Source organism: Pseudomonas sp. Sample_10 (assembly GCF_004321495.1).
Taxonomy (GTDB): Bacteria; Pseudomonadota; Gammaproteobacteria; order Pseudomonadales; family Pseudomonadaceae; genus Aquipseudomonas.
The window spans coordinates 1-11,879 of record NZ_RCOE01000089.1; the positions used below are offsets into that span (position 1 = coordinate 1).

Sequence of the window (11,879 nt, forward strand, 5' to 3'; positions counted from 1 at the left end):
ACGCCACCGTAGATCCAGCAGGTGGTGTCGCGGGTGAACTGGGTGTTGGGCAGCGGCGGCAGGATGAAGCTGGAGTGGCCGAGGAATTCACGGAACATCTGGATGGTCTTGCCGCCGAAACTGTCCGGCAGGTCATCGGCAGAGACCCCGCCAATCAGGAACTCGGCGATCTTGCGCGGCTCCAGGCTGCGCAGCCATGAACTCGTTTCATTGATCAAGCCCAGGCCCACCGAATCGGCGGTGATCTTGCGTTGCAGAATCCAGTCCAGAGCTTCGGGGATGGCGACGATGTCGGTCAACAAGTTGTGCATTTCCAGCACATCGACATTGCGCTCACGCATCTTGGTGACGAAATCGAAATGGTCGCGCTTGGCCTGCGCCACCCACAGTACGTCGTCGAACAGCAGTTCGTCGCAGTTGTTCGGGGTCAAACGCTGGTGGGCAAGCCCGGGGGAGCAAACCATGACTTTGCGCAATTTGCCGGCTTCGGAATGGACGCCGTACTTAACTTTTTCCGTGGTCATTTCAGTGATCCTCCAGCTACAAATTACAGGGTCAGAAAGCCGTCATAGAGACCGTAGGCCGCTACCAGCGCGCCCACGACCACCGCGGCGAAAATCAGTTTCTCGACGTTGGTGAACACCGGTTTGTCGAGTTCCAGCTTGGCCTTGGCGAACAGGATGGCGCCGGGTGCGTAGAGCAGGGCCGAGAGCAGCAGGTACTTGATTCCGCCGGCATAGAGCAGCCAGACCGCGTAAATCAACGCGATGGCGCCGATGATCAGATCCTTCCGCCGTTCACTCGCCGCGCCTTCATAGGTTTCGCCGCGTACCGCCAACAGCAGGGCATAGGCGGCCGACCACAGGTATGGCACCAGAATCATCGAGGTGGCGAGGTAGATCAGCGACAGGTAAGTGCTGGCCGAGAACAGCGTGATGATCAGGAATACCTGGACCATGGCGTTGGTCAGCCACAGCGCATTGACCGGCACCTGATTGGCGTTTTCCTTGCGCAGGAAGGCCGGCATGGTGTGGTCCTTCGCGGCGGCGAACATGATCTCCGCACACAGCAGCACCCATGACAACAGCGCACCAAGCAGAGAAATGATCAGGCCGACACTGATCAGTACCGCCCCCCATTTACCCACCACATGCTCGAGCACGGCGGCCATCGACGGGTTCTGCAGCTTGGCCAGTTCCGGTTGAGTCAGGATGCCCAGCGACAGCACGTTCACCAGCACCAGAATGAGCAGCACGGAAATAAAGCCGATCACCGTGGCCTTACCCACATCACTGCGTTTTTCCGCACGCGCCGAGAAAATGCTCGCACCTTCAATGCCGATGAACACCCAGACGGTGACCAGCATCATGTTGCGCACCTGATCCATCACGCTGCCCAGGTCAGGGTTTTTCAGGCCCCAGATGTCGGCGGTGAAGATGTCCAGTTTGAACGCGAACACGGCAATCAGGATGAACAGCACCAGCGGCACAATCTTGGCTACGGTGGTGACCAGGTTGATGAAGGCGGCTTCCTTGATCCCGCGCAGCACCAGCAGATGGACGGCCCAGAGCAGGACAGAGGCGCCAATCACTGCAGCCACCGTGTTGCCCTCACCGAAAACCGGGAAGAAGTAACCCAGGGTGCTGAACAGCAGGACGAAATAGCCGACGTTGCCCAGCCAGGCGCTGATCCAGTAGCCCCAGGCGGAAGAAAAGCCCATGTAGTCGCCGAAGCCGGCCTTGGCGTAGGCGTAGACACCACCGTCGAGGTCAGGCTTGCGGTTGGCCAGGGTCTGGAACACAAAAGCGAGCGTCAGCATACCCACGGCGGTGATGGCCCAGCCAATCAGAATGGCGCCGACGTCAGCACTGGCGGCCATGTTCTGTGGCAAAGAAAAAATCCCTCCACCTATCATTGAACCAACTACCAGGGCAACCAGTGCTCCCAGTCGAAGTTTTCCAGGGGTTTCAGACATTGCATGACTCCATTGCAGATGAAGAGGGTTAACAGCTTGGTTCTGTTTACAACTCAATCAGCTGACATGGATCAGTGCATGCTCACATTGTGGATAAAAGCTCACCAATTATTCGCAGGCACAAGTCAGCATTCTGAAAAGCCTGTCCTAGAGGCGTCGTGTTTTAAGTATTTAACGGATCGTGTTGCTGCTTTATGACGCTAGTTCGTTTTTAGGCGGACGCAAACTTTGCGGAGGTAATTTCAGTAGCAAATAGTTTTATTGAGGGGCACGGTTAAAGCGAATCGCTATAAAAAAGGGTAAATCTATAAGCGCTCAGTAAGAGTCGTAAATTGGCGTTAACGAATAAAGGTTATTACGCTCTACCCAATTAGATAATAAGAAGATAACCCGGTATTTTCCGAGCCATTGGAGGCGCAACAATGTCGCAAACCCAGCAAAAGCTTCGCCTGAGCGCCCTGATCGCTCTGGTAGTGGGCTCGATGATTGGCGGTGGAATATTTTCCTTGCCGCAGAACATGGCCGCCAAAGCCGATGCCGGTGCGATATTGATTGGTTGGGCAATCACCGCCGTCGGCATGCTGACCCTGGCGTTTGTGTTCCAGACCCTGGCCAATCGCAAACCGGAGCTGGACTCGGGGGTGTACGCCTACGCCAAGGCCGGCTTTGGCGATTACATGGGGTTTTCCTCGGCATGGGGTTACTGGATCAGCGCCTGGCTGGGCAACGTCGGCTACTTCGTTTTGCTCTTCAGCACGCTGGGGTTTTTCTTTCCGGTTTTCGGCGAGGGCAATACGCCGATTGCCATTGCCTGTGCCTCGGTGCTGTTGTGGACGGTGCATTTTGTGGTGATGCGCGGAATCAAAGAGGCGGCGTTCATCAACCTGCTGACCACGGTGGCCAAAATCGTGCCGTTGATCCTGTTCATCGTGATTGCTGCGGTGGCGTTCAAGGCCGATGTGTTTACCCGTGACATCTGGGGGCGCAGCAACCCGAGTTTCGGGAGCGTGATGGACCAGGTGCGCAACATGATGCTGGTCACTGTCTTTGTGTTCATCGGTATCGAAGGCGCCAGTGTCTATTCGGCGCGGGCGGAGAAACGTTCGGATGTGGGGCGGGCCACGGTCATTGGTTTTCTCGGTGTGTTGGCGTTACTGGTGCTGGTCAACGTGTTGTCGCTGGGCATCATGAGCCAACCGGAGTTGGCCACCTTGCAGAACCCGTCGCTGGCGTCGGTGCTGGAGCATATCGTCGGCCCGTGGGGCGCGTTGCTGATCAGCGTGGGTCTGGCGATTTCACTGCTGGGCGCGTTGCTCTCGTGGGCGCTGCTGTGTGCCGAGATCCTGTTCGCCACGGCGAAAGACAAGACCATGCCGGCGTTCCTGACCAAGGAAAACGCCAATCATGTGCCGGTCAATGCGCTATGGCTGACCAACGTGATGATTCAGCTGTTCCTGCTGATCACGCTGTTTTCCGCCGGCACCTACACCAGCCTGATTTACCTGGCCTCGTCGATGATTCTGGTGCCGTATCTGTGGTCGGCGGCCTATGCGGTGTTGTTGAGCGGGCGCGGTGAAACCTATGAGCACGCTTCGGCAGAACGGACCAAGGATCTGTTGATCGGTGGCGTCGCCCTGAGTTACGCGGTGTGGTTGTTGTACGCCGGTGGTTTGAAGTATTTGCTGCTCTCGGCCTTGCTGTATGCGCCGGGCGTGATCCTGTTCGCCAAGGCCAGGCGTGAACAGGGTAAACCGCTGTTCACACCGGTCGAGAAGGGCATATTCACCTGTGTCATCTGCGGTGCCGGGTTGGCAGCCTATGGGCTGTACAGCGGGGTGTTGAGGTTGTGAGCACTCCTGCATGGAATGCATCAACCTGCGGGAGTGAGCCCGCTCGCATCGAAGGGCTTGCGCATCGAGAGGCCGAGCATAGATTGATGAAAACCCCTTGCAGGAGCTTAGCTTGCTCGCGATGGCGGCGTGACAGTCAGCTATGCAGTGTCTGACCCTGCGCTATCGCGAGCAAGCTTTGCTCCTGCCGGGTGCGTTTTTAAACGCGGAACTGATCCATCAACTTCATTTGCTGGGTCGTCAGGCTGTTGAGTTGGCTGCTGATATGCGCCGATTCGGTAGCTTGGCCGGTCAGGGTTTCGGTGACGGTGCGGATCGCCGAGACGTTGCGGTTGACCTCTTCGGCTACGGCGCTTTGCTGTTCCGCGGCGCTGGCGATTTGCAGGTTCATGTCGCTGATCACGGTGACTGCGTCGCTGATTTTGCTCAAGGCCTGCACCGCTTGCTGGATTTGCCCGGCGTTGCTGTGGGCCTGTGTCTGGCTTGAATGCATGGTGGCAACCACGCCGCGTGTGCCGCTCTGGATACGCTCGATCACCAGGCGAATTTCTTCCACCGAGTCCTGGGTGCGTTTGGCCAGGTTGCGCACTTCGTCAGCCACCACCGCAAAACCACGACCGCTCTCGCCGGCACGCGCGGCTTCGATCGCCGCGTTGAGCGCCAGCAGGTTGGTTTGCTCGGCGATACTGCGGATCACCTCCAGCACCGACCCGATCTGCTCGCTGTTGACTGCCAGTGCCTCGACCTCGGTCACGGCCTTGCTGACTTCATCAGCCAATTGATTGATGTCGCGGGTGCTGCGCTCGATGATCTGCATGCCATCGCGGGCCGATTGATCGGCGCCTTTGGCGGCGCTTGCCGCATTCGACGCACTGTTGGCGACGTCGTGGGCGGTGGCGCTCATCTCATTGGAAGCGGTGGCGACCTGGTCGATTTCGCGGAACTGCACCTGCATGCCTTCGCTGGTTTGACGGGCGATTTCCGAAGACTGGTCAGCGGTGCCGCGAGCGTCAGTGATGCTTTGCTTGATCTGCGCGATGGTCGGTTGCAGCTTGTCGAGGAACCGGTTGAACCAACTGACCAGCTCGCCCAATTCATCCTTCTTGCTGTAGTGCAGACGCTGGGTCAGGTCGCCGTCGCCACTGGCGATCGCCTTGAGCATGTCGGCCACGCTGTTGATCGGCCGGGTCACGCCCGAAGCGGTGAGCCACATCAGCAGCAAGCCGATCAGGCCGGCAATGATCGCCACCACAATGGCTTTGATCGTGCCAGTTTGCTGGGCGTCGTCGAGCACTGATTGCAGCTTCACCGAATCCGCCAGCAGCACTTGCCTGGGCAGGTCGATGACCACGCCCCAGGCTCTGGAATCGGCAATCGGGCTGACCGGGTACACCGCGCGGATCAGGTCACCCTGCTGGAGAATTTTCGCGGTGCCGGCGCCGAGCAGTTGCAAGACATCCTTGCCATCAGCGCCCAGGGTATCGCCGATGCTTTTGCCGACTTTGCTGGCGTCGACGCTGTAGGCCGCCATGACGCCCGTGCCGGAGACAATCAGCATGTGCCCGGCGCTGTTGAACAGTTCACGCTGGGAGTCGACCGCCGCGGCTTGCAGGGCGTCGAGCGCGATGTCGATACCGACCACGCCGATGGATTTGCCCTCCACCAGCAGCGGTACGGAAATGGTGGTCATCAACACTTCCTTGCCACCGACCGTATCGGCGTACGGGTCGAGCAGGCAGGTGCGCTTGCTGTCCCGCGGGCAGGTGTACCAGATGTTGTAGGGCGTGCCGCTGAGGTTAAGCGTGGTCTTGGTCATGTCCTCTTCGACCATGATGGTATTGAGCGCTTCACCCCCGGCGCGGCTCCAGTACGTAGCGAAGCGACCCGCCTCGTTGGACTGTCGGGCTGCATCATTGGCGAACTCGCTGTCCTTGCCGTCGAGGCCGTTGGGTTCGAACGCCAGCCAGATCCCCAGCACTTTGCTGTTGCGCTCGAATGCGGTCTTCAAGCTCTGGTTCAACTCTTCGCGCAGGGCACCGGGCTCGAGCGAGCGCTTGGCGGCGAGGTTGCGCATGTCGTTGATCTGATCCGCCAACGCGGTCACTACCGTCAGGGTTTCACCGAACGTCTTCTGCACCCGAACCGCTTGCTCGGCGGCCTTGGCCTGCAGCAAGTCCTGCACGCTGGCGGTGAGCATTCTGCTGCTGGAGTCGCTGACCAGTTCATCGTTCTGATTGGTCTGATAGAAGTTCATGCCCACGATCAACGCGACGACGCCGAGCAGGCAGAGGCCGGAGAGCAGGACAATTTTCAGGCGGATGGACAGTGAGTCGAACATGGGGCGAGCTCGCGAATGGATGAAGAGTTGGCTGTGAGCCGGAGCGGCTCGATCCGCCAAATCCATTTAGCGCCATTCCATCCACATCGGCGCGAAGCCGAGATCGCATGAGCAGCATGCCGACGAACGGTCATGGTTGAACGTTTGCGCGGGAAAATGTGCCGAAAGCAGGCTCAAAAACAGGAAAAATCGCGGTGCATTCAGGTGCGTCGCGTCGGCGATTCAGGCCGCGACCAGATCCACAGATTACCCAGCCCCATCCCGACGATCGCCAGATAAATCGGCCAGCCATGGTCGAGCATTACCAGCATGAGACCGGCACATAACAGCATGCTGACCGTGGCGCTGACTTTGGCCCGGCGCGCGATGATTCTGCCGTTGCGCCAATTGCTGAGGATGGGACCGAACAATCGATGACTTTCCAGCCAGGCACTCAGGCGTGGCGAACTTTTAGTGGCGGCCCAGGCGGCCAGCAGGATGAATTCGGTGGTGGGCAGGCCGGGAATGACGATGGCGATCAAGCCGATACCCAGGCTGACGTAGGCCAGCAGGCCGAAGAGAACGCGGGTTAGTTTTGAGGAGGCGGGCATGGGCTCAGAGGGCGCGTGTGAAGCGGATCGGGATTTTCAGGCTGACTCGGTTCCTTGTAGGAGCGAGCCTGCTCGCGATAGCGGTCTTACAGTCGACATCTCTATTGAATGTCAGTCCGTCATCGCGAGCAGGCTCGCTCCTACAGGGGACCGACATGAATCAGGCCGGTTCTGCTATCGTCGAATACGCCTGTTCCAGCAACACCGTGAACCGATTGAACGCATCGATGGCGCCTTTATCCAGTTCGGCTTCTTCCTCTGCGCTGAGCGACAGTCCATCGAGGGTTTTGACGAAGCTCTTCCAGCCTTGCGCACGACCACCGGCCGGCTCGCCCAAGTGCCGCGCACCGAAGGTTTCGCTCAAACCCAGGCCCACGGCACGCTTGATCAGGAACGCCGCACCCAGCTTCGAGCCTTCGGAAACGAACAGCCAGCCCAGCGCTTCGGCCTTGCCTGGGTTGTTCACCGCACCGGCGACCGGTGCCGGAACGTCGGTGTCCAGGTCCGCCAGGTCGGCCTTGGCCGCTTCGGCGCGGCAGCGAGCGCAGAGGTCCGGGACGATGGCGATCAGTTGAGCATCGTTGTACAGCGACACCAGCTCCGACTGGAACAGGTACTGCGCCACCACGAAGCGGGCGAAGCTGGCCCGGGATTCAAAAGGCGCGTGGGCTTTGACCAGGGCATCGAGTCTGGTGTGGGGCTCGTGGGTGATCTGGTTCAGGCGTTGGGAACGCAGGCTCGGGGATTGAACGGTGTCCTGAGTGGTCATGACAAATCCTTTGGAAGAAAAAGAAACGCTTGTTAACGAGACGAATCAGCTTGGGCCAGGCAGTAAAAAAACCTCACTGCGCAGCCCTGTGAAGCCGCGCAGAGAGGTGAGGCCAGTCAGATATCCCAGATCAGGTTGATGGCGAAATTGCGACCCGGCTGGGTCAGGCGATCAAGGTTGGCCGGTTGGGTCACCGAGGCTTCGCCGACGCTGTCGTAGCCGCGCACGTCATCCCACAGCCAGTACTTCTTGTCGGTCAGGTTGTAGATGCCGCCGCTGAGGGTGACGTCGTTGGTCACCTTGTAGAACCCGGTCAGGTCGAGGATGCCGAAGCCCGGCGTCTTGAACTGGCTGCTGACGCCGTCCGGCGACTTGAAGTTGCTGTCGTCGACGCGGTCCTTCTTTTTCACCAGGGTCCAGCTGAGCAAGCTGCCGTAGTTGTCCTGGTCGTAACCCAGACCAAACACGCCGGTCAGCGGGTTGACGCTGTTGATCGGCTCGCCATTGTCGTTGTTGCGACCGTAGGCGTAGGCCACCGAGCCCTGGGTATAGAGACCTTGTGGCGCACCCAAGGTATCGAGGTTCAGGCGACCCTTGATTTCCGCGCCCTTGATGGTGGCGTGCTTGATGTTGGCGCTCTGGAAGGTCGGTTGGTCATAACCCGGAGTGACAGCGTCTTCGTTGATGAAGTCGCGGTACTTGTTGTAGAACACCGCCATTTCGAATGAGCCCTGCTCGAAGTTGCCCCGCAGGCCCGTCTCGTAGCTTTGGCTTTTTTCCGGTTCCAGGTCCGGGTTGGGTTCCACGCTGTAACCCGCCGCGGTGTTATCGAAACGCCCGTACAACGCCTTCGCGGTCGGGGTGCGGAAGCCTTCGGCGTACTGGCCGTACCAGGTGTAGTGATCTGTCAGGGCGTAGGTCAGGCCGAACTTGGGCGAGACTTTGTGCCAGGTCTTGTTTTCGTCGCTGACGGTGCCGCGACCGTCAGCCGAAACGGTGTTGAGGAATTCGTCGGTGATATCCGGCTTGAGTTCGGTGTAGTCGTAGCGCAAGCCCGGCAGGAAGGTCCACTTGTTCCAGCTGATCTGATCCTGGGCGAACACGCTGTAGGTGTTGATGGTCGGGTCTGGGAAATCCGAGGATTTTTTCAGCACGTCCGCTGGGCTGCTGGCGCCAATGGCAGTGCAGCCGCGACCGACCGCCAGGCAGGTGCCGTTACCGCTGCGCGAGCCGGTGACTTTCTGTTGCTTGAGGGTGGTGCCGTAAGTCAGCAAGTGCTCGGTGTCGGCAATGCTGAAAGATTTATCCAGCTGCAAATCGAACACCCACTGCTTTTCTTCGTAGAGAGTGTCGCGGGTTCGCAGTACCTGGCGAGTGATCGGGAAATAGAACTCGTCGGTGCTCTGGTCAGTCTTGGCAATCTGATGGTTCAGGCTCCACTTGATATTGTCCGTCAGCAGGCTGTCCAGGGCGAAGCTGTGTTCCAGGCCAAAACGCTCGCGGGTGATCGTGTCGTTACCGGTGCGCCACTGGTACATGCCACCAGGCAAAATGCTCGCCGGGATGGTGGGGGCGCCCTCGAAGAACGGGCCGCCATAGGCACTTTTCTGGTCGCTATCGCGATCGTCCTTGTACTTCTCGTAGGTCAGGCCAAGGCGTGCGTCGTCCTGGTAATTCCAGCCGACCTTGGCCAGGACGTTGCTGGTGCGTACGTCCTCCGGGTTGGCCGCCGTGCGGCTCAGACCGGTACCGTTGTTGTTGCCATAGGATTCGGTTTCGTGACCGTCGCGCTGGCTGTAATGCAGCAGGCCGTCGAATTGATCGGCACGACCGGCCACGGTGGCGGATTTCAGCCAGCTCTCGTCAGCGGAGCTGTAGCCGGTCTTCAAGCGTGCGCCAACATCCTGGCCGGGCTTGATGATGTCGTCCGGATCGAGGGTGAAGTAGCTGACCGCGCCGCCGATGGCGTTGCTGCCGTAGAGCACCGAAGCGGGGCCGCGGAGGATCTCGACGCGTTTGACGATTTCCGGGTCGACGTAGTTGCGCTGGGTCTTGGCATAGGGGCCGTTGAAGAAACCGTTGGGGACTTCGACCCCGTCAATCTGGGTCAGAACCCGGTTACCGTCGATGCCGCGGATGTTGAAGCCGCTGATCCCGCCGCGGGTGCCGGCACCGCCTACCGAAACGCCCGGCTCGTAGCGCACCAGATCCTTGATGGTATTGACGTTGTTGCGGTCCAGTTCTTCGCGCGTGTGGACAGTGACCGTGCTGGGTACGCTGTCCACCGACTGCTCCTGGCGGGTGGCGCTGATGGTCGTCTGTTGCAGATTGAGCGCGCTGCCGGTGGTGCTACGCTCCAGCACGATGTTGTTGTCACCCAGTTTGCGATAACTCAGGTTGGTCCCCACCAACAGGCGATCCAGGGCTTTGTCCGCAGGCAACGACCCGCGCACACCCGGCGAAGCGACCCCTTGCGCGAGCTCGGCCGGCAAGCCTACCTGCCAGCCTGTCACGGCGGTAAAGGCATTGAGTGCCGAGACCAGTGATTGCGGCGCGATGGTGAATGCGTAGTCGCCCATTTTGCGGGTCTGCTGTTCGGTAGCAGTAGCCGCCATCAGCGGGGCGCTGCCGGCCATCAGGATGGCGGCGGTCAGCAGCGACAGCACACGGGAAGGTGAAGGGGATTGGCGGGTAAGGCGAGAGGACATCGATAGCGCTCCGTGTCGCACGAATCTTTATAGGTGCTGATTGGCAGGTTTAGATGCGAATCAATTGCATTAGCTATAACGAGACGTACGGGGAACGGCTATCGAGTAAAAATAATTCTCATTCAGTTCAAGATCACCAGCGCCGGGTATTCCTTCAGTTGCGCGGAAGTGATGTGGGCCAGCGAGCGAACCACGTCCAGCGGCTGATCGAGACGATAATTTCCCGTCACGGCAACCGCGGCCAACTGCTCGTTGTTGTTGATGATCCAGCCCGGATAGTAACGACGCAGCTCAGCGAGCACCTGGTTCAGCGGGCAGTTTTCAAACACCAGGCGCCCCTGGACCCACGCCAGGTCGGTGGCTGCATCCAGCTTGGCCGGGCGGTCGAAGCCGTTGGGGCCGATGCGGATGCTCTCTCCGGCGGTCAGGCGAACCCGTGCGTCGTCATGGGTGGCGCGCAAGTCGACATCACCGCGCTGCACGCGAACCTGGGTCACGCCGTCAAGGTAGCGCACGGCAAATGCCGTATCGCGCACGCTGGCGGTAACCAGGCCCGCGTTGATTTCCAGCGGCCGATCACGATGGGGCTGAACCTCGAAAAATGCCTCGCCTTGAAACAGACGTGCCTGGCGTTGCTGGTCGTTGATGGTGCTGGAAAACGCCGAGTTGGTGTTGAGCAGGACTTTCGAGCCGTCCTCCAGTTGCAGACGCTGGCGCTCGCCAACCACGGTCAGGTGATCGGCCTGCAGGCGCATGGGCAGATTGCTGAAGCTGAACAGACCGAGGATCAGCACGGCCGCCGTGGCCAAGGGTTTCCAGTGCGGGCGCAGGCGAGCCAGCACGGTGACTTTGGCGGGGCGGGCAGCCAGGTTCTGCGCGCATTGCGTGACGTGCGGGCCGTTCCAGATCGCCTGGGCCCTGGCGAACGCGTCGGCATGCGCCGGGTCCGCCGCAAGCCATGCATGGAACTGGCGCGTCTGCTCTTCGCTCGGGCTGTCCAGCACGATCAGCCAGTCCAGGGCCTGGTCCATCGCGTCTGCAGTAGCCTGCGCCGGTGAGGGCGAAGGGGAGCGGTGGGTGTCCGTCACGGTGTTTCCTCGGCAGTGTCTGTGCACGGCTGTTTTTGTAGTGAAACTGAAAAGAGCGGCAAGGGTAGCCCTGATGACCAGACCCGTCGAGCCGCAGCCGGTTCAGTGGCCGCTTGACCGTTCGGCGACGCCGATACAGATCGTCATGATCAGTTTCAGCTCCTTCTGCACGGTGCTGAGCGAAACGCCGAGTTTTTCAGCAATCTCCAGATAACTGTGACCGTGCAGGCGGCTGAGGATGAAAATCTGTTGCTGACGGGGGCTGAGTTGACTGAGGCGTACGTTCAGACGCTCGAGCAATTGTTCGGCATGGGCGGCGTCTTCGGCGCTGCTGGCGGGGGCGGCAACACTTTGCACCACGTCCACGGGCACGTCCTCGACCATGGTCCGAGAATGGATGCGTCGCGCACGCAAATGGTCCAGTGCCAGATTGCGGGCAGTCTGGAAGACAAACGGTTCAAGATGATCGATGGCTCGCTCACTGAGAGCGCGGGTCACTCGCAGGTAGGTCTCCTGCAACAGGTCTTCGGCGGTGCTGTGATTGTTGACCATTCGCTCCAG

General features: G+C 59.8%; 9 protein-coding genes. 1 reads left to right on the forward strand and 8 read right to left on the reverse strand.

Features of this window, described 5'->3' with window-relative positions; translation table 11 throughout:
• Together D8U18_RS08590 and arcD (D8U18_RS08595) are read right to left on the reverse strand one after the other, a co-directional pair.
• The coding region (locus D8U18_RS08590; RefSeq protein WP_241664311.1) for an arginine deiminase family protein at positions 1–524 on the reverse strand (524 nt) is incomplete at its 3' end.
• Between the two features lie 23 nt (positions 525–547).
• Entirely contained in the window at positions 548–1,975 is a 1,428-nt protein-coding gene (arcD, locus tag D8U18_RS08595; RefSeq protein WP_131107444.1) for an arginine-ornithine antiporter, read from the reverse strand.
• A gap of 422 nt (positions 1,976–2,397) precedes the next feature.
• On the opposite strand from arcD (D8U18_RS08595), the gene arcD (D8U18_RS08600) reads away from it, so the two are divergent.
• On the forward strand, positions 2,398–3,825 hold the full coding sequence (arcD, locus tag D8U18_RS08600) for an arginine-ornithine antiporter (RefSeq protein ID WP_056852641.1): 1,428 nt from the start codon (positions 2,398–2,400) through the stop codon (positions 3,823–3,825).
• Positions 3,826–4,024: 199 nt separating this feature from the next.
• On the opposite strand, the gene D8U18_RS08605 is transcribed toward arcD (D8U18_RS08600), so the two are convergent.
• The 6 genes from D8U18_RS08605 to D8U18_RS08630 all read right to left on the reverse strand — a co-directional run.
• On the reverse strand, positions 4,025–6,163 hold the full coding sequence (locus D8U18_RS08605; protein ID WP_131107445.1) for a methyl-accepting chemotaxis protein: 2,139 nt from the start codon (positions 6,161–6,163) through the stop codon (positions 4,025–4,027).
• A gap of 200 nt (positions 6,164–6,363) precedes the next feature.
• Positions 6,364–6,753 carry a YbaN family protein gene (locus tag D8U18_RS08610; RefSeq protein ID WP_056852640.1) on the reverse strand — a complete coding sequence of 130 codons (390 nt, stop codon included), beginning with the start codon at positions 6,751–6,753 and terminating at the stop codon, positions 6,364–6,366.
• A 160-nt stretch (positions 6,754–6,913) separates the two neighbouring features.
• Positions 6,914–7,522 carry a biliverdin-producing heme oxygenase gene (locus D8U18_RS08615; protein WP_131107446.1) on the reverse strand — a complete coding sequence of 203 codons (609 nt, stop codon included), beginning with the start codon at positions 7,520–7,522 and terminating at the stop codon, positions 6,914–6,916.
• A gap of 116 nt (positions 7,523–7,638) precedes the next feature.
• Positions 7,639–10,230, reverse strand: a complete 2,592-nt coding sequence (locus D8U18_RS08620; RefSeq protein WP_130931472.1) for a TonB-dependent receptor — start codon at positions 10,228–10,230, stop codon at positions 7,639–7,641.
• 122 nt (positions 10,231–10,352) lie between these two features.
• A complete protein-coding gene (locus D8U18_RS08625; RefSeq protein WP_131107447.1) occupies positions 10,353–11,318 on the reverse strand; it encodes a FecR domain-containing protein in 966 nt (321 codons plus the stop codon).
• Between the two features lie 102 nt (positions 11,319–11,420).
• On the reverse strand, positions 11,421–11,879 hold a 459-nt coding region (locus D8U18_RS08630; RefSeq protein WP_131107448.1), incomplete at its 5' end, for a sigma-70 family RNA polymerase sigma factor.

What these genes read in the sequence shown, in the direction of transcription:
- arcD (WP_131107444.1), bottom strand. Translation starts at nt 1,975, where the DNA reads ATGTCTGAAACCCCTGGAAAACTTCGACTGGGAGCACTGGTTGCCCTG.
- arcD (WP_056852641.1), top strand. Translation starts at nt 2,398, where the DNA reads ATGTCGCAAACCCAGCAAAAGCTTCGCCTGAGCGCCCTGATCGCTCTG.
- D8U18_RS08605 (WP_131107445.1), bottom strand. Translation starts at nt 6,163, where the DNA reads ATGTTCGACTCACTGTCCATCCGCCTGAAAATTGTCCTGCTCTCCGGC.
- D8U18_RS08610 (WP_056852640.1), bottom strand. Translation starts at nt 6,753, where the DNA reads ATGCCCGCCTCCTCAAAACTAACCCGCGTTCTCTTCGGCCTGCTGGCC.
- D8U18_RS08615 (WP_131107446.1), bottom strand. Translation starts at nt 7,522, where the DNA reads ATGACCACTCAGGACACCGTTCAATCCCCGAGCCTGCGTTCCCAACGC.
- D8U18_RS08620 (WP_130931472.1), bottom strand. Translation starts at nt 10,230, where the DNA reads ATGTCCTCTCGCCTTACCCGCCAATCCCCTTCACCTTCCCGTGTGCTG.